Annotated in this window: 16 protein-coding genes; 10 read left to right on the top strand and 6 right to left on the bottom strand. The window is 54.5% G+C overall.

Annotated features, from left to right (window positions below; all coding sequences use genetic code 11):
- Positions 1–4: 4 nt before the first annotated feature.
- A complete protein-coding gene (locus ACSOSI_RS23460) occupies positions 5–772 on the bottom strand; it encodes a transporter substrate-binding domain-containing protein (protein ID WP_012147141.1) in 768 nt (255 codons plus the stop codon).
- A gap of 214 nt (positions 773–986) precedes the next feature.
- Here ACSOSI_RS23460 and ACSOSI_RS23455 point away from each other — a divergent pair, with 214 nt between their 5' ends.
- From ACSOSI_RS23455 to maa, 5 genes are all read left to right on the top strand, one after another.
- On the top strand, positions 987–1454 hold the full coding sequence (locus ACSOSI_RS23455) for an Lrp/AsnC family transcriptional regulator (RefSeq protein ID WP_012147140.1): 468 nt from the start codon (positions 987–989) through the stop codon (positions 1452–1454).
- A gap of 82 nt (positions 1455–1536) precedes the next feature.
- Positions 1537–2730: an amino acid aminotransferase gene (locus ACSOSI_RS23450; protein WP_476706246.1), complete on the top strand. Its 1194-nt coding sequence runs from the start codon at positions 1537–1539 to the stop codon at positions 2728–2730.
- Between the two features lie 122 nt (positions 2731–2852).
- On the top strand, positions 2853–3269 hold the full coding sequence (locus tag ACSOSI_RS23445) for a secondary thiamine-phosphate synthase enzyme YjbQ (protein ID WP_017894193.1): 417 nt from the start codon (positions 2853–2855) through the stop codon (positions 3267–3269).
- Between the two features lie 4 nt (positions 3270–3273).
- Positions 3274–3627, top strand: a complete 354-nt coding sequence (locus tag ACSOSI_RS23440) for an MmcQ/YjbR family DNA-binding protein (RefSeq protein WP_012147137.1) — start codon at positions 3274–3276, stop codon at positions 3625–3627.
- A 164-nt stretch (positions 3628–3791) separates the two neighbouring features.
- On the top strand, positions 3792–4349 hold the full coding sequence (gene maa / locus ACSOSI_RS23435) for a maltose O-acetyltransferase (RefSeq protein WP_476706245.1): 558 nt from the start codon (positions 3792–3794) through the stop codon (positions 4347–4349).
- 38 nt (positions 4350–4387) lie between these two features.
- On the opposite strand, the gene ACSOSI_RS23430 is transcribed toward maa, so the two are convergent.
- Positions 4388–5440 (bottom strand): NAD(P)-dependent alcohol dehydrogenase, encoded by a 1053-nt coding sequence (locus ACSOSI_RS23430; RefSeq protein WP_261409373.1) that lies wholly within the window; start codon positions 5438–5440, stop codon positions 4388–4390.
- A gap of 222 nt (positions 5441–5662) precedes the next feature.
- Positions 5663–8494 carry an excinuclease ABC subunit UvrA gene (gene uvrA / locus ACSOSI_RS23425; protein ID WP_012147134.1) on the bottom strand — a complete coding sequence of 944 codons (2832 nt, stop codon included), beginning with the start codon at positions 8492–8494 and terminating at the stop codon, positions 5663–5665.
- A gap of 277 nt (positions 8495–8771) precedes the next feature.
- On the opposite strand from uvrA, the gene ssb1 reads away from it, so the two are divergent.
- Complete coding sequence (gene ssb1 / locus ACSOSI_RS23420) at positions 8772–9308, top strand: single-stranded DNA-binding protein SSB1 (protein WP_017894189.1); 537 nt, start codon at positions 8772–8774, stop codon at positions 9306–9308.
- A 614-nt stretch (positions 9309–9922) separates the two neighbouring features.
- A complete protein-coding gene (locus ACSOSI_RS23415; protein ID WP_476706244.1) occupies positions 9923–11803 on the top strand; it encodes a group II intron reverse transcriptase in 1881 nt (626 codons plus the stop codon).
- Positions 11804–11975: 172 nt separating this feature from the next.
- Here ACSOSI_RS23415 and ACSOSI_RS23410 read toward each other — a convergent pair whose 3' ends face one another.
- Both ACSOSI_RS23410 and ACSOSI_RS23405 read right to left on the bottom strand, forming a co-directional pair.
- Positions 11976–13526 carry an MltF family protein gene (locus ACSOSI_RS23410; protein WP_476706243.1) on the bottom strand — a complete coding sequence of 517 codons (1551 nt, stop codon included), beginning with the start codon at positions 13524–13526 and terminating at the stop codon, positions 11976–11978.
- A gap of 270 nt (positions 13527–13796) precedes the next feature.
- Positions 13797–14546, bottom strand: coding sequence for a 3-oxoacyl-ACP reductase family protein (locus tag ACSOSI_RS23405; RefSeq protein ID WP_476706242.1), 750 nt, complete (start codon positions 14544–14546; stop codon positions 13797–13799).
- Positions 14547–14676: 130 nt separating this feature from the next.
- Between ACSOSI_RS23405 and ACSOSI_RS23400 the strand changes: the two genes are divergently transcribed.
- A complete protein-coding gene (locus ACSOSI_RS23400) occupies positions 14677–15594 on the top strand; it encodes a LysR family transcriptional regulator (protein ID WP_261277139.1) in 918 nt (305 codons plus the stop codon).
- A gap of 56 nt (positions 15595–15650) precedes the next feature.
- On the opposite strand, the gene bhsA is transcribed toward ACSOSI_RS23400, so the two are convergent.
- Positions 15651–15911: a multiple stress resistance protein BhsA gene (bhsA, locus tag ACSOSI_RS23395; protein ID WP_012147129.1), complete on the bottom strand. Its 261-nt coding sequence runs from the start codon at positions 15909–15911 to the stop codon at positions 15651–15653.
- Positions 15912–16122: 211 nt separating this feature from the next.
- Here bhsA and ACSOSI_RS23390 point away from each other — a divergent pair, with 211 nt between their 5' ends.
- Positions 16123–16566 carry a lipocalin-like domain-containing protein gene (locus ACSOSI_RS23390; RefSeq protein ID WP_017894185.1) on the top strand — a complete coding sequence of 148 codons (444 nt, stop codon included), beginning with the start codon at positions 16123–16125 and terminating at the stop codon, positions 16564–16566.
- The gene (locus tag ACSOSI_RS23385; protein WP_012147127.1) at positions 16563–17231 is read left to right on the top strand and encodes a glutathione S-transferase family protein; all 669 of its coding nucleotides are present in this window, start codon (positions 16563–16565) and stop codon (positions 17229–17231) included. Before ACSOSI_RS23390 ends, ACSOSI_RS23385 begins: the two co-directional genes overlap by 4 nt.
- Positions 17232–17278: the final 47 nt, after the last annotated feature.

The following is a 17278-nucleotide window of genomic DNA, read 5'->3' as shown; positions in this document are numbered from 1 at the left end:
CGCGTTATTTCTTTACCGCCAGCCATTGATCGATAATGCTCTGATACTCACCGGTCGCTTTGGACAGGTGCAGCCACTGATCCACATACAACTTCCAGCTTAAATCATCACGCGGCAGCATGTAGGCCTTCTCGCCGTACTGCATCGGTTTTTTGGGATTTACCGCGCACAGTTTCGGAAAACGTTTTTGCTGATACAGCGCCTCGGAGGCGTCGGTGATCATGACGTCGGCTTTCTTGTCGACCAACTGCTGGAAAATCCCCACGTTATCATGGGTCAGCGTCAGTTTGGCCTTGGGCAGATAGGCGTGCACGAAGGCTTCGTTGGTGCCGCCCGCCGGCTCCAATAGGCGCACCGACGGTTTGTTGATCTGGTCGATGGTGCGGTATTTCTTCACGTCGGTGCAGCGTACCAATGGGATCTTGCCGTCGGTATCCAGCATGTCGGCGAAAAATACCTGCCTTTGACGCTGCAGCGTGACGGAGATACCGCCCATGGCGATGTCGCATTTACCGGCGACGAAGTCCGGCGTCAGGGTTTTCCAACTGGTTTTTACCCATTTCACTTTGGCGCCCAGGCTTTTGGCCAGCGATTCCGCCATATCGATATCAATGCCTTCATAGCTACCGTCTTCTTTCAGGAAGGTATAAGGCTTGTAATCGCCGGTGGTGCACACTTCCAGTGTGCCCTGCTGGATCACCTTATCCAGGTGCGATTGAGCGCTGGCGCTCCCGGCGGCAACCAGCAGTGCGAGAGGTAATAATTTTTTCATCGGCGTCCTTTTTATACATTCGTGGTTTTATGCGCTCTTTAGGCGTTAATTGTCGCTGACTTGCGCGAGTTACCCACTTTTTATGCCATTAGCAGCTGGAAACGTTCGGCATTGCTGCTGTGCGCTTCACAACCTCGGTGGGGGAAGGGTATCCACAGTCAAAAAACTGATAGGCTGTAACGTCAACATTTATTAACACAGTTTACAGGTGGCTATGTACAACATTGACGATTTTGATATGAAAATCCTGACGCTGCTACAGGCCAATGGCCGTCTGACCAATCAGGAACTGAGCGATCTGGTGGGGTTGTCGGCCTCCCAGTGTTCCCGGCGGCGCATCAGTCTGGAGCAGGCACAGCTGATCCGCGGCTACCATGCACGGCTGGCACCGGAGGCCGTCGGGCTGGGGCTGGTGGGGCTGATAGAAGTGAGCCTGACTCACCATGCCCAGGAGCAGATCGACAGTTTCCACCAGATGCTGGAAGAAGTGGACGCCATTCTTGACGCCTATAAAACTACCGGCGATGCTGATTATCTGCTGAAGGTGGCGGTGGCGGACCTGCCGGCGCTGGACGACTTTATCAGTCAGACGCTGTCGCGGCATAAAAGCGTGGCGCATATCAAAACGGCGGTGGTGCTCAACCGAATCAAGGAAAACGGTTTGTTGCCGGTTGCGAGATAAAGCTCAAACTGAACGGCCTTTTCCGTCTATATTAGAGCCTGATGCTGTGCCCCCGAACCCTAATAATCCAGGAGAACAACCCGTGTTTCAGAACGTTGATGCCTATGCAGGTGACCCGATCCTGTCGCTGATGGAAAAATTCAAAAAAGATCCCCGTTCGCACAAGGTTAACCTGAGTATCGGCCTTTACTATGACGAGCAGGGCATTATCCCGCAGATGAAGGCGGTTGCCGCCGCAGAAGCGCAACTGAGCAGCGTGGACCACGGCGCGTCAGTGTACCTGCCGATGGAAGGCCTGCAGCCTTACCGTACTGCCATTCAGCATCTGCTGTTCGGCGCCGAGCACCCGATGTTGCAACAGGGGCGTATCACCACCATTCAAACCGTGGGCGGTTCCGGCGCGCTGAAGGTCGGTGCCGACTTCCTGAAAAGCTATTTCCCGGATTCGCAGGTGTGGGTCAGCGATCCGACCTGGGAAAACCACATCGCCATCTTTGGCGGTGCCGGCTTCAAGGTCAATACCTATCCCTACTTCGACAGCGAAAGCCTGGGCGTGAAGTTTGACGCCATGCTGAGCGCATTGAAACAGCTGCCGAAGCACAGCATCGCGCTGCTGCACCCGTGCTGCCATAACCCGACCGGCTCTGACCTGACTCATGCCCAGTGGGATGAAGTGGTCAAAGTGATTGCCGAACGTGAACTGATCCCGTTCCTTGATATCGCCTATCAGGGTTTTGGCGGTGGGATTGCCGATGATGCCTATGCCATCCGCACTATGGCTGCGGCCGGTCTGCCATGCCTGGTAAGTAATTCGTTCTCGAAAATCTTCTCGCTGTACGGCGAACGCGTCGGCGGCCTGTCGGTGGTGTGCGAAAGCGAAGAGGCGGCGGGGCGCGTATTGGGTCAGTTGAAAGCCACGGTTCGCCGCAACTATTCCAGCCCGCCGAACTTCGGTGCGCAGGTGGTGGCGAAGGTGCTGAACGATACGCAACTGAAAGCCCAGTGGCTGGCAGAAGTGGAAATCATGCGTACCCGCATCCTTGAGATGCGTAAAACGCTGGTGGAAGCGCTGAAAGTTGCTCTGCCGCAGCGTAACTTCGATTACCTGCTGGAACAGCGCGGTATGTTCAGCTACACCGGTTTCAGCGCGGCACAGGTCGATCGCCTGCGGGAAGAGTTCGGTGTGTACCTGATCCACAGCGGCCGTGTCTGCATGGCCGGCCTGAACCATAACAACGTGCATCAGGTGGCCGAGGCGTTTGCCGCAGTGCAATAATGTTGTTAGGGTTTGAAGTTCGCAAGGGAGCGATAGCGATATCGCTCCCTTTTTGTTGTCGGTTTGCCGCCGGAGTTGCTGCAAACTGGATAGAGAATATACTGATTGAGGGGCGCTCACTCATGTGGCATCAGCAAACGCTAATCCTCAGCGCAAAAGCGCGTGGTTTTCATCTGGTTACCGAAGAGATTACCGACCAGCTAACCCACTTACACCGCCTGCAAACTGGCCTGTTGCATCTGTTGTTGCAACATACCTCGGCCTCGCTGACGCTGAACGAGAACTGCGATCCTACGGTGCGAGCCGACATGGAACAGCATTTCCTGCGTCAGGTGCCAGAGAACGCACCCTATCAGCACGACTATGAAGGGCCGGACGACATGCCGGCACACATCAAATCCTCTCTGTTGGGCACGTCCCTGACGTTGCCTGTCGGTCACGGGCGACTGATGCTGGGCACATGGCAGGGAATTTGGCTGGGGGAGCACCGCATTCACGGCGGTTCACGCCGGGTTGTGGCCACTTTACAGGGGGAATAACCCAATGAATAACACAGCACTGCTGGAATACTGCATGGCGAAGCCGGGCGCGGAACAGAGCGACCAGAACCAGTGGCAGGCCAGTCAGATCAAGGTTGGCGACGTTATGTTCGCCATGGTGTGCGAGGTGCAGGGGCGGCCGGCGCTGGCGGTAAAATCCAGCCCGGAACTGGCGGAGAGCCTGCGGGAACACCATCCGGAGATCGTCGCCTGTGAGCGGCTGAACAAAGCGCACTGGAATACGGTGTTTCTTGACGGCAACCTGCCGAACTCGCAGTTTTATACCCTGATCGACAGTTCATATCAGTTGGTGCTGGAAGGGTTACCTGACCACGTGCGCCAGGAACTGCGCGCTTAAGCGTTGAGGGCAGGCGCACCGCCTGCCTTTTTAATCGCCTATCTTCCTGTCTACCTTTCAAACTGTGATCGTGATTCGAGAATGGGAACGTTCCCGTTTTAATCTATGCCGGAAACGACTAGGCTTTTTACTCCATAAGCCGCCAGATTAAAGGATGCCGTGAGATGGCCATGAGTGAACAGAAACGCAAGATGATTGCCGGCGAGTTGTATGATGCCGGCGACGAGCTACTGCGCAGCGAGCGTAAGCATGCACGCCAGTTGGTGCACCATTACAACCATTCTTCCCCGGATGACACTGACCTGCGTAAACAGTGGCTGGCGGAGCTGTTGGGCCAGTATCAGGGGGGAACCATCGAGCCGACGTTTCGCTGCGATTACGGCTACAACATCTACCTGGGTAAGAACTTTTACGCCAATTTTGACTGCGTGATCCTCGACGTGTGTGAAGTGCATATCGGTGATAACTGCATGCTGGCACCAGGGGTGCATATCTACACTGCCACCCATCCGTTGGATGCGGAAACGCGCGTCGGCGGTGCGGAGTTCGGCAAGCCGGTGTGCATTGGCGACAACGTGTGGATTGGTGGTCGGGCGGTGATTAACCCTGGCGTGACTCTGGGGGATAACGTGGTGGTGGCATCCGGGGCGGTGGTCACTAAAGACGTACCCGCCAACTGTGTGGTCGGCGGCAACCCGGCACGGGTGATTAAACAACTGTAAGCAAAAATCGGGCGCCACAATGAATGGCGCCCTTAGAGTTAAACTCGCAGCGAGTTGATATCCACCACGAATCGGTATTTCACGTCGCTTTTCAGCATCCGCTCATAGGCCTGGTTGATTTGCTGCATCGGAATCAGTTCGATGTCCGAGGTAATACCGTGCTGACCACAGAAATCCAGCATCTCCTGGGTTTCTGCAATACCGCCGATCAGCGAACCGGCGAGGCGGCGGCGTTTCATGATCAGATTAAACACCTGCGGTGACGGGTGATCGTGTTCCGGGGCACCGACCAGCGTCAGGGTGCCGTCGCGGCGTAGCAGGTTAAGGAACGGGTTCAGATCGTGCTGGGCTGCGACGGTGTTAAGAATAAAGTCGAAGCTGTTGGTGTGCTGCGCCATCTGTTCCGGGTCACGGGAAATGACCACTTCGTGGGCACCGAGGCGTTTGGCATCCTCGACTTTGGACTCGGAGGTGGTGAATAGCACCACATGCGCGCCCATCGCCCGGGCCAATTTGACCCCCATATGTCCTAATCCGCCCAGACCAACAATGCCAACCTTTTTACCGGGGCCGGCACCCCATTGGCGCAACGGGGAATAGGTGGTGATACCGGCGCACAGCAGTGGTGCTACACCGGCCGGATCGAGGTTCTCCGGCACCCGCAGCACAAAGTCCTGGTCCACGGTCATCGCGGTTGAGTAGCCGCCGTAGGTGATGGCACCGGTTTGCCGATCCTGTCCGTTATAGGTGCCGGTAAAGCCGTTTTCACAGTATTGCTCCAGCCCTTCTTCACAGCTCGGACAGCTACGGCAAGAGTCCACCATACAACCCACGCCGACCAAATCGCCGACCTGATAGCGTGAAACATGGCTGCCGACGGCACTTACGCGGCCAACAATCTCGTGGCCGGGCACTACCGGGAAAATTGTGTTGCTCCATTCGTTGCGGGCCTGGTGCAGATCAGAATGGCAGACGCCGCAGAACAGAACGTTGATTTGCACATCGTGGTCGCGCAGGGTGCGCGGCGTGTAATCAAAAGGAACAAGCGCTGACTTGGCGTCGTGCGCGGCATAGGCGTGCGTAATGTTCATGGTCACTCCAGTCATCAAAGGGTGGGGAACGATTTCCGGCAGCAGGATGCCGGTGAGACGCGGCCTGGATACAGCAGGTGGCCACAGAGGGAACATTGATGATAAAAGCTGCGAGCGGGGAGGGAAATGCCTGAAAATGTCTAAATCTTGCCTGTTTCTGTTCAATTTGAGCGAAACAGGTAATAGCGCGGGCCGCTACAGGAACGGCCCGCCGGGCAGGGATTACTTCTTCTTCAGTAACGGCTTGAGGAAGCGCGCGGTATGTGAAGCTTCGCAGTTGGCCACGGTTTCCGGCGTACCCGCCACCAGGATCTCACCGCCGCCGCTGCCGCCTTCCGGCCCCAGATCGACGATCCAGTCCGCGGTTTTAATCACGTCCAGATTGTGCTCAATCACCACGATGGTATTGCCCTGGTCGCGCAGCTGATGCAGCACCGCCAGCAGTTGCTGGATATCGGCGAAGTGCAGACCGGTGGTCGGCTCATCCAGGATATACAGCGTTTGGCCGGTACCGCGTTTCGACAGCTCACGTGCCAGCTTGACGCGTTGCGCCTCGCCGCCGGACAGCGTAGTGGCCGATTGGCCGAGACGGATGTACGACAGGCCCACTTCCATCAAGGTTTGCAGTTTGCGCGCCAATGCAGGCACCGCGTCGAAGAATTCACGCGCCTCTTCGATGGTCATCTCCAGCACTTCGTGAATGCTTTTGCCTTTGTACTTCACTTCCAGCGTTTCGCGGTTATAGCGCTTGCCTTTACAGTGATCGCACGGCACGTAGATATCCGGCAGGAAGTGCATTTCCACCTTGATCACGCCGTCGCCCTGACAGGCCTCGCAGCGGCCGCCCTTGACGTTAAAACTGAAGCGGCCTGGGTTGTAGCCACGGCTACGCGACTCAGGCACGCCGGCGAACAGTTCACGCACCGGGGTGAAGATGCCGGTGTAGGTCGCCGGGTTAGAACGTGGAGTACGGCCGATCGGGCTTTGATCGATGTCGATCACCTTGTCGAAATGCTCCAGACCGGTCACTTCGCGGAACGGTGCCGGTTCGGCCAGGGTGGCGCCGTTGAGCTGGCGCTGGGCGATTGGGAACAGCGTGTCGTTGATCAGCGTTGACTTGCCCGAGCCGGAAACCCCGGTAATACAGGTGAACAGCCCCACCGGCAGCGTCAGCGTCACGTCTTTCAGGTTGTTGCCGCGTGCGCCGCTCAGTTTCAGCACCTTGGTCGGATCGGCCGGTACACGTTGCTCAGGAATGGCAATCCCACGTTTGCCGCTGAGGAACTGGCCGGTCAGTGATTCCGGCTGCGCCATGATGTCTTCGACGGTACCTTCTGCCACCACCTGGCCGCCATGCACCCCGGCACCGGGGCCGATGTCGATCACGTGATCGGCGGCGCGGATGGCGTCTTCGTCATGCTCAACCACGATCACCGTGTTACCCAGGTTGCGCAGGTGGATCAGCGTTTCCAGCAGGCGTTCGTTGTCGCGCTGATGCAGGCCGATTGACGGCTCGTCCAGTACGTACATTACGCCCACCAAACCGGCGCCAATCTGGCTGGCCAGACGGATACGCTGTGCCTCACCGCCGGACAGGGTTTCCGCCGAGCGCGACAGCGACAGGTAGTTCAGGCCGACGTTCACCAGGAACTTCAGGCGATCGCCAATTTCTTTCAGCACTTTCTCGGCAATCTGGGCGCGTTGGCCGCTGAGCTTCATGTTTTGGAAGAAGCTCATGGCGTGGCCGATGCTCAGATCGGAGATTTCCGGCAGCGTGGTGTCTTCAACGAACACGTTGCGCGCTTCTTCACGCAGGCGGGTGCCGTGGCACGAGGCGCAAGGACGGTTGCTGATAAACTTGGCCAGCTCTTCGCGTACCGCGCTCGATTCGGTCTCTTTATAGCGGCGTTCCATATTGTGCAGCACGCCTTCGAACGGATGGCGGCGCACGGTGGTATCACCGCGATCGTTGATATATTTGAATTCGATGGTTTCTTTGCCGGAACCGCTGAGCACCGCTTTCTGCACGTTGGCATCCAGGCTGTTGAACGGCGCTTCGACGTCAAACGCGTAATGCTCCGACAACGAGCGCAGCATCTGGAAGTAATAGAAGTTACGGCGATCCCAGCCGCGGATCGCGCCGCCGGCCAGCGAAAGCTCAGGGTTCTGTACCACACGTTCCGGATCGAAGAACTGCTGCACGCCCAGGCCGTCACAGGTCGGGCAGGCACCGGCCGGGTTGTTGAACGAGAACAGCCGCGGTTCCAGCTCGCGCATGCTGTAGCCGCAGATGGGGCAGGCGAAGTTGGCGGAGAACAGCAACTCATCGGCTTTCTCGTCGTCCATGTCGGCGACGACGGCCGTGCCGCCGGACAGCTCCAGCGCGGTCTCGAACGATTCCGCCAGACGCTGTGACATATCGTCACGCACCTTGAAGCGATCGACCACCACTTCGATAGTGTGCTTCTTCTGCAGCTCCAATTTTGGCGGATCGGAAAGATCGCAGACTTCACCGTCGATACGCGCACGGATATAGCCCTGGGTGGCCAGATTTTCCAGCGTTTTGGTATGCTCGCCCTTGCGGTCTTTTACCACCGGTGCCAGCAGCATCAGGCGTTTGCCTTCCGGCTGGTTGAGCACGTTGTCCACCATTTGGCTGACGGTTTGCGCCGCCAGCGGCACATGGTGCTCCGGGCAGCGCGGTTCGCCGACGCGGGCAAACAACAGGCGCAGGTAATCGTGGATCTCGGTGATGGTACCGACCGTAGAACGCGGGTTATGTGAGGTCGATTTCTGCTCGATGGAGATCGCCGGAGACAGGCCTTCAATGTGGTCGACGTCCGGTTTTTCCATCAGCGAGAGGAACTGGCGTGCATAGGCGGAGAGCGACTCAACGTAGCGACGCTGCCCTTCGGCATACAGAGTATCAAAAGCCAGCGAGGACTTGCCTGAACCGGATAAACCGGTGACGACGATCAGCTTGTCACGCGGGATAATCAGGTTGATGTTTTTGAGATTATGGGTCCGAGCACCACGAACTTCGATATTGTCCATTTACACTTCCCGTCTTGATGATACACCGCGCCTGTCTGGGTGATTTACGGACGATTTTGTGATCGAACGCGCAAAAAACCGGCACAGCCAGTACGAAACGCATAATTATGACACAAAAAAACCTGAATGAATATCCAGTATACGAATGCAACAAGGTCGATCGGAACGACAATTCTGGAATAGAATACGCAGTTATCAACACGGGTGTCGTTTCGGGCTGAGCGTGTTAAACTTACTCGTTTATACTGTGTAAAAATCAATCTTCAGGAGAGTTCTCATGGCCAGCAGAGGCGTAAACAAAGTAATTCTGGTCGGGAATCTGGGCCAAGACCCAGAAGTCCGTTACATGCCGAATGGCGGCGCAGTGGCCAACATTACCCTGGCGACCTCCGAAAGCTGGCGTGACAAGGCGACTGGCGAGCAGAAAGAAAAGACTGAGTGGCACCGCGTTGTGCTGTTCGGCAAGCTGGCTGAAGTGGCGGGCGAATATCTGCGTAAAGGTTCCCAGGTGTATATCGAGGGCGCTCTGCAAACCCGTAAGTGGACCGATCAGGCTGGCGTTGAAAAATACACCACCGAGATCGTTGTAAACGTGGGCGGCACCATGCAGATGCTGGGCGGCCGTCAAGGCGGCGGTGCACCTGCAGGCGGTGGTCAGGCTTCCGGTGGTCAGGGCGGTTGGGGTCAGCCTCAACAGCCGCAAGGCGGCAACCAGTTCAGCGGTGGCCAGCAGGCTCGCCCAGCGCAAAACAATGCGCCGGCAGCCAGCAGCAACGAACCGCCAATGGACTTCGACGACGATATTCCTTTCTGAGTGCGCCGTTTTGCTTTGTAAATCAAGTGGTTAACTCAACGTTCTGAGTTAACCATAGGCTGTTGGAGAGCCTATTGCAAGCCTGACTTATCCTTACCCAGTAATGGGTTTGAACCTCGAAAGAGGGAGGGGAGTGTAGCATGTCAGGAAAAGGCTGGTTGCGGGGAAATAACCTACTTTGCGCCAGCCATTGCAAGTCCCATATGGTTAAGCCTGATTGGTTGAATCATAGTTCATAGTGGGTTTCGGGATGCCTTTGACTCACGGTTATTCAGGAGTCATACCAGTATTTATAGTAATTATTTTTAGAAGGTTACTATATCCAACAATATTGGCACCTGCTCGGTGAGAGTGGTAATTGAACGTAAGTGGAACCTAAGTGGGATGCACCTTGACTACAAAGAAATACGGGATTACCTAAGTTGGTTATGTAATTAACCAATATGGTAACGGAGGCTCCGTAGTACCCAACGTAGCTCTGTAATGGAGTCGCAATTGGCTAACCAATCTGAAAAATATATATAAATTGATAAGCAATTATCGGTGAAATTATATTCGTAAGGGGGAAGGGAGTCAGTTGGAACTATACTAATAGAAGCGAGGTTCGATAGTCAGTGCTATCACAAAGAACACTCAATGCTCTAAGTGGTATAAACAAAGCCAGTACACAAGGTTATAAGATCAAGAAGCTGCACAAAATCATGTGTAGCAATAAAGATCTTTGGGCACAGGCCTATGCCAATATTTATTCTAATCAGGGAGCCATGACGAGAGGAATAAATAATAATACGATGGATGAAATGAGCGTGGACAGGATTATTAATCTCATTCAGCTTATAAATTCAGGCTCGTATAAGCCTAAACCTTGCAGGCGCACGCACATACCTAAAGATGCCCGAAAACCGAATGGAAAGAAACGTCCATTAGGTATTCCAACTGGAGACGATAAGTTAATACAGGAGGTAATGAGGATGTTACTGGAAGAAATCTATGAACCGGTTTTTAGCGACTGGAGCTATGGATTCAGGCCTAAACGTTCCTGTCATTCTGCATTAAAAGAAATCAGAAACCGTTGGAAAGGAACAAAATGGGTATGTGATGTTGATATCAAAGGTTACTTCGACAACATTGACCACGATCTGCTGCTGAAATTCCTGAGTAAGCGGATCGCTGATAACAAATTTCTGGCGCTTCTCAAGAAGTTCCTGAAGGCTGGCTATCTGGACAACTGGCGTTACTTTGGCACCCATAGCGGGACACCGCAAGGTGGTATTATCTCCCCTATTCTTGCCAATGTATTTCTCCATGAACTTGATGAGTTTATGAAAAATAGAATCAACGAGTTCGGCAAAGGGGGACGGAGGAAACCCAATCCCATATACAAAAGAGCACTACAGAACCGAGCAAATCGTATTAAATGGATCAGGCAAGGTTTCGGCGCTTCCGGAATGCCTGCTGATGAGCAGAAAATCCAAAAATGGAGACATGAAGCGGATGAACTGGAGAAAAAATTGCGCACACTATCTAGTGTTATTATGGATGATTCTGAATTCAAAAGAATGCGGTATGTTCGATATGCTGATGATTTTCTGATTGGTGTGACAGGAAGTAAAAATGAGGCAAAAAAGATAATGAAAGAGGTTGTCAATTTTGTTGAAACTGAACTTCATCTGGAAATATCAAAAGAGAAATCCGGCATTATTGACCCAAAGAAAGGATTCACTTTTCTCGGTTATGAAATTAAAACACGCCGTGAAAGCAAACAGGTCAAATGTGTTGTAGGGCTTAATGCAGATGGAAGTAAAACTCATGCGGTAAAACGTACGATAACGGAACACGTCCATCTGGGTGTACCGAGGGAAAGAATCCTGAAATTCTGCTCTCTACGTGGCTATGGGAATTACGATGGCGGATATGGTAATAGTGCTGGTCGGCCAGCAATGATGCACATGTCTGACTATGAAATAATTGGTCAGTACAACGCCGAAATGCGCGGCTATGCGAATTACTACAATCTTACCCCCGTTCTCTATCTCAATAAGTTGCATTGGATATGGGAAAATAGTCTTTATAAGACGCTGGCAGGTAAACATCGGATGTCACGCACCAAAATCGCGCGGCGGTTAAGGCAAGCGGATGGCAGGTATGTTTATCGGGAAAATCGTAATGGAAAGGTATATGAGTTGGAGGTATTTAGACTCAAAAACAGGAGTGCGCCAAAACACAGTTCACCGGATATATTGCCGAACACGCATAAATATTCTGGTAGAACTGAATTGCTGGACAGGATGGCTGCATGCCAATGTGAATATTGCGGTACCAGAACCGGTCCTTTTGAAGTCCACCATGTGAGGAAACTTAAGGATATCAAGTCGGGTACAGATAACTGGAAGAAGCTGATGATTGCCCGTAACAGGAAAACATTAGTGATCTGCCGGACCTGTCACGTCAACCTTCACAGAGGAACACTGCCAGACCGAAGAAGCTTTGTTTGATCCAATGGAGAGCCGTATGCACAGAAATGTGCACGTACGGTTCGGTGGGGGGGCAACGGCTATCCCGTTCTGGGCGCACGTGCCCTACCCAACTATCAGGTTGTCTAAAGCCGATGAAAAAGCCCCGAAAGGGGCTTTTTTGTTTCTGAAGGAGGCTACTTTCACGCCAAACTCACTGCCCGGCTGGGACTTGTTGCGGCTTCTCTGCTGCTGGCGCACTTTTGGATTGGTCCATGGCCTGCTGCTTGCGAGTTCGCTGATCCATGATCAGCCGATAAGCCACGTAGTATTTGTAGATATTGCTGACATAGGTCACCGTCTCGGCCCCAATCCGTTCGGCGGCCAGGTATTCCACATTGCCAAACCAGATATTGGGGTTAAAGCCACGTTTCTCCGTTTCCGCTCGCAAACGAGCGATGCGGGCTGGGCCTGCGTTGTAAGAGGCGAATGAGAACAGCACTTTGTCGAGGGGCGTCATCGGCTCGTCTGCGTAGTAACGGTCGATCATCCAGCGCATGTATTTCACCCCGGCATTGATATTGGGATCCAGTTTGCGGATGTCGCCGACCTTCAGCTCTTTGCCGGTACCCGGCATCACCTGCATAATACCGATGGCCCCCACCGGGCTGCGGACCGACTGGTTGAGGCGCGACTCCTGATAGCCCTGGGCCACCATCAGTAGCCAGTCCACGTTATAGCGATCGCCATATTTCCTGAACACGTCCACCATTGCCAGAAATTTGCTGCGCTCCTTCTCTGAGGCCGCATTTTTGACATATTTGGCATTTTTCAGATAGCGCAACAGAAGAGTGTTCCCCAACTTGCTGCCCTGGCGATTCTTCTCTACGAAGCCGTTGAGCAAAGCGAGTAACTGCGGGTTATCCTTGCGCACCGCCCAGGCGATGTCGGCATCGTCACGCAGCACCACATTTTCGTGTATCTGAATTTTAGGGAAAACCTGTTTCCAGAACAGAGCCTTATGGCGATCAACTACGATAAGTGGAATGAGGCCGGCACTCAGCATCTCGATCAGATCCTCATCCTCGAGCGCTTCGGGGGCTGTATCCAGGATAACGGGAGGACGTGATTCCTGGGCAAAGCGCTTATTCAGGGCCACCAGACTTTCGTGATAGCTCGATGAGAGGCGCACGAATACCGTTTTTCCGGAAAGTTGTTCCAGGTTTTCCACTTTGGGTGAGGAGGGGCCAGAAATCAGCAGTTCCTTCACTTTCGGATAAAGAGCGGTGGTGAACGTCACTTGCTCCTGACGCGCCGGGGTAATGGTGAGGTTGGAGGCCGCAATGTCGCCCCGGCCTTCATTGAGGGCATTGAGTAACTGGTCACGAGCTACCGGCACGAAGATGATGCGCACCTTAAGATGGCGCTGTTTGAGCTTTTTATCCTTCATCAACTTGAGATTAAGGTCGCGCTCGAACTCCATAAATATGTCATGGGTGGCTCCACGCTGGGTGCCCTTGGTGATAAAGAAAAAGGTCTTGCTGTAAGTCGTCAATACCCGAATCACCCGTCGGTCGAGCATGCCTGGCAAATCCCCCAGCCAGGGGCGCATGATGTCGTCCATATTGACCTGGAGTGTCTCTGGTTCTTCCTGATCCTGCGTCTTGTCCTTCATTGGGGCCGCATATACGGAACCGGTGAACAACAGGGCTGTGAGACACGCCAGGCAGGCGACCAGCAATCTTTGGGAAGAGGTGGCATTCATGGAAGACACTCCGAATGGTGCGTCTTCTCATTGTAGTCAAACTAAAAAAGCCCCGAGAGGGCAATGCTGGTCAGTTAAGGTGATATTGTTCCCTCTCCTTTGGGAGAGGGTTAGGGTGAGGGGATACATACCAACGCGAAAGCCCCTCACCCCGGCCCTCTCCCTCGGGAGAGGGGGACGCCCACTTAAACAACGTCGTACATCCTTATTCAGAACTGTACTTAACTGAACGGCATTACCCGAGAGGGGCTTTTTGTTTTTCTGGGAACATTAGGCCGAGAAGCCGCCGTCAATGCTCAGGCTGGCTCCGGTGATATAACCCGCTTCGGGGCCAACCAGATAGGCGACGAAGCTGGCGATCTCTTCATCCTTGCCGTAACGACCGATCGCCATCATCCCTTTCAACTGCTCGGCGAAATCGCTGTTGTCCGGGTTCATATCGGTATCTACCGGGCCGGGCTGCACGTTGTTGACGGTAATGCCGCGTGGGCCGAGATCGCGTGCCATGCCTTTGGTCAGGCCGACCAGCGCAGATTTACTCATCGCATATACCGCGCCGCCGGCAAATGGCATACGTTCGGCGTTGGTGCTGCCAATATTGATGATGCGACCGCCATCATTCATATGACGCGCGGCTTCCTGACTGGCGACAAACACGCTGCGGACGTTCACCGCCAGCGTGCGGTCCAGATCTTCCAGCGGCAGTTCTTCGGTGCTGCCCATCGCCAGCACACCGGCGTTGTTCACCAAAATATCCAGATTGCCCAGGCTGTTTACTGCCTGGCGTACCGCCTGCTGCAGCGCTGTTGCGTCGGCACTGTCGGCCTTGATAGCCAGCGCCTTGCCGCCGGCAGCGGTGATTTCACCGACCAGTGCATCAGCTTTACCGGCAGAAGAGACGTAAGTGAAAGCCACGGCGGCACCTTCGCGCGCCAGGCGTTTGGCGATGGCGGCACCGATGCCGCGTGAACCGCCCTGAATGAATGCGACTTTGTCTTGCAGAGAGAGAGTTGCGGACATGATGTTTCTCCAGAGTGTGATTTGGTTAATAAAGCTACCGGTTCAGTATCGGAGAAACGCGGATCGGTAACTAGCCACAAAGAGCTATAATCAGCTTAAACCACTGGTTTGAAATTGTCGGAGAAAAATCATGCTCGGCCATCTGGAATGTTTTGTCAGCAGTGCAGAGAGCGGCAGTTTTTCCGCCGCCGGCCGCAAGTTGGGGATCAGTTCTGCTGCGGTGGGAAAGAACGTCACCAAACTGGAGTCGTTGGTGGGCGTGCGACTATTCCAGCGCAATACGCGTAAATTGACGCTGACCGAAGAGGGCGAACGTTTTTTGCAGGAGGTCAGCGGCGGCTTGCTGTCGATCCAGTGTGCATTGAAAAGTTTGAGCAGCAGTGGAGGGGTCGCTGCGGGAACCTTAAAGGTCAGCATGGGTACCGCTTTTGGCCTGCATTTTGTGCTGCCGATGTTGCCGGACTTTCTGGCACGTTATCCGTCGATTATTCCAGACTGGCATTTTGATAACCGTCAGGTGGATTTGATTGGCGAGCATTTCGATGCGGCAATGGGAGGCGGTATCGAGCTGGCGCAGGGGATGATCGCCCGTGAACTGGCGCCGGCACACGGCGTGCTGGTGGCTTCGACGCAGTATTTGCAACAGTACCCATCGCTCCAGCAGCCGGAACAGTTGGTGAGTCATGCGGGCATTTTTATTCGCTCACCGCAAACCGGGCGAGTCCGCAACCTGCCGCTGCGCAATGCGGATAACGAGCAGCGAGCGCCGAGCATGACGATAAAAATGACGGTAAACGAGCCGGAAGCGGCGGCACGGGCCGCGGAAATGGGTTTAGGCATTGCGCTGATCAGCATGCCGAACGCGTTACCTTATCTGGAGAGCGGCCGCCTGGTGCGAGTATTGCCAGGCTGGTATGTCGATCGCGGTAGTGTGCATCTGTATTTCCCCACCACCAAATTTCTGCCGACCAAAACCCGGGTATTCGTCGATTACATCACCGAACAATTCCGCCTGCAGAAGCTGGCGGCTCGGTTTGACGCCCGCTAGAAACGTGAAAAGCCCCTTGCGGGGCTTCATTCTTCCGTCAGTTTACTGTCTGACGATCAGTTGAAGATTTCTGCGGTGCCGTACAGTTTGTTCTGGCCACCGGCGGAGATGATGCGGTAAGAGCTGGCGCCTGATGCTGCGGCTTTGTTGGCCAGTTCAGTTTCCAGCGCGCTCAGGTTAGAGGCACCGCTAACGGACACCACACCGATTTTCTGGGCGTCGGCAGCAGGTTGGCTGGTTGGCTGGTCGGCGGCAACGCTGGCGAAAGAGGCGGTAGTCAGCAGCAGAGCAGTAGCAAAAATTTTGATGTTTTTCATGATTCAATCCTCAGGGTATTTTTTAGGTGAGAGGTTGTTGCCTCTCGATGTGGTAGATAATAGGCTGGCGCGGCTGAATAGAAAATCGGAGAGTTTTGATAATCTTTATCAAATAAATTGACTTATTTTTGAGCGGTGCGGCTTGCGCTGGCGTGCTGGAAAAATCGCCACTACCCTTTGAGTAAGCAGAAACCTTAGAGGAGTAAACGGCATGTCAGTCAACGCGTTTATCGGCAGTTGGTCATTAGTGTCTTCTGTCTTCAAAGGGGAAGACGGCAGAGTCAATCACCCGCTGGGCGAGCAGGTGCTGGGGCGCATTAACTACGAGCCCAATGGCACCATGGCGGCGCAGCTCTACAGCGCCACCCGGCCATGCTTTGCCGCCGACGATCTGGCACAGGGCAGCGAACAGGAGCTCCGCGCCGCCTTTATCAACATGATTTGTTATTTTGGTCGCTATCAGGTGGATGAAAGCGACCAGCGGGTGGTGCATCAGGTCGAAGGCAGCTCGTTCCCCAATTGGATCGGTAGCCGCCAGGTGCGCTTTTATCGTTTCTCCGGCGATCGTCTCGAGCTTCGTACGGTACCGCTGCAGTTTGGCAACGGCGTGCAGACTGGCGAATTGGTATGGCAACGGATAGGAGCGCCCTCATGATCATTGTTCACCATCTGAATAACTCGCGTTCGCAGCGTATCCTGTGGTTTTTGGAAGAGTTGAACGTGCCCTATCAGGTGCAGCGCTATCAGCGCGATCCGCAAACCATGCTGGCACCGCCGGAGTTAAAGAAAATTCATCCGTTGGGCAAGTCGCCGGTGATTGTTGATGGCGATCTGACGTTGGCGGAGTCCGGCGCCATTATTGAATACCTGCAGGAAGCCTACGACGCGCAGGGGCAGTTTATTCCCACCGACTATCATGCCCGTCAGCAGTACCGGTATTGGTTGCATTATGCCGAAGGGTCGTTAATGCCATTGCTGGTGATGAAGCTGGTGTTTAGCCGGTTGGGCCAGCCGCCGATCCCCTGGTTGCTGCGGCCGGTGGCGGGGGCGATTGGCAAAGGCGTGCAGCGTGAATATCTGGACAAACAGATCGCGCCACACTGTGATTATCTGGAACAGCACCTGAGCAAAAACACCTGGTTTGTCGGTAATGAATTCAGCGCGGCGGATATCCAGATGAGCTTCCCGCTGGAGGCGATGGCGGCACGTGGCGCACTGGACGGTTGCCCCAAGCTGCGCGGTTATCTACAGCGCATTCATACGCGTCCGGCCTACCAGCGGGCGCTGGAGCAGGGCGGGCCTTATGACCTGCTGAGCTGAGGCGATGGGCTATTCTCGATGAGGTCACCCTTCATCGGAGGTAGCCC

It is taken from the genome of Serratia sp. AR11 (assembly GCF_056376275.1).
The sequence above is the reverse complement of the archived record's forward strand: the minus strand, read 5'-3'. Positions and strand labels throughout refer to the sequence as shown.

What these genes read in the sequence shown, in the direction of transcription:
- ACSOSI_RS23460 (WP_012147141.1), bottom strand. Translation starts at nt 772, where the DNA reads ATGAAAAAATTATTACCTCTCGCACTGCTGGTTGCCGCCGGGAGCGCC.
- ACSOSI_RS23455 (WP_012147140.1), top strand. Translation starts at nt 987, where the DNA reads ATGTACAACATTGACGATTTTGATATGAAAATCCTGACGCTGCTACAG.
- ACSOSI_RS23445 (WP_017894193.1), top strand. Translation starts at nt 2,853, where the DNA reads ATGTGGCATCAGCAAACGCTAATCCTCAGCGCAAAAGCGCGTGGTTTT.
- ACSOSI_RS23440 (WP_012147137.1), top strand. Translation starts at nt 3,274, where the DNA reads ATGAATAACACAGCACTGCTGGAATACTGCATGGCGAAGCCGGGCGCG.
- maa (WP_476706245.1), top strand. Translation starts at nt 3,792, where the DNA reads ATGGCCATGAGTGAACAGAAACGCAAGATGATTGCCGGCGAGTTGTAT.
- ACSOSI_RS23430 (WP_261409373.1), bottom strand. Translation starts at nt 5,440, where the DNA reads ATGAACATTACGCACGCCTATGCCGCGCACGACGCCAAGTCAGCGCTT.
- uvrA (WP_012147134.1), bottom strand. Translation starts at nt 8,494, where the DNA reads ATGGACAATATCGAAGTTCGTGGTGCTCGGACCCATAATCTCAAAAAC.
- ssb1 (WP_017894189.1), top strand. Translation starts at nt 8,772, where the DNA reads ATGGCCAGCAGAGGCGTAAACAAAGTAATTCTGGTCGGGAATCTGGGC.
- ACSOSI_RS23410 (WP_476706243.1), bottom strand. Translation starts at nt 13,526, where the DNA reads ATGAATGCCACCTCTTCCCAAAGATTGCTGGTCGCCTGCCTGGCGTGT.
- ACSOSI_RS23405 (WP_476706242.1), bottom strand. Translation starts at nt 14,546, where the DNA reads ATGTCCGCAACTCTCTCTCTGCAAGACAAAGTCGCATTCATTCAGGGC.
- ACSOSI_RS23400 (WP_261277139.1), top strand. Translation starts at nt 14,677, where the DNA reads ATGCTCGGCCATCTGGAATGTTTTGTCAGCAGTGCAGAGAGCGGCAGT.
- bhsA (WP_012147129.1), bottom strand. Translation starts at nt 15,911, where the DNA reads ATGAAAAACATCAAAATTTTTGCTACTGCTCTGCTGCTGACTACCGCC.
- ACSOSI_RS23390 (WP_017894185.1), top strand. Translation starts at nt 16,123, where the DNA reads ATGTCAGTCAACGCGTTTATCGGCAGTTGGTCATTAGTGTCTTCTGTC.
- ACSOSI_RS23385 (WP_012147127.1), top strand. Translation starts at nt 16,563, where the DNA reads ATGATCATTGTTCACCATCTGAATAACTCGCGTTCGCAGCGTATCCTG.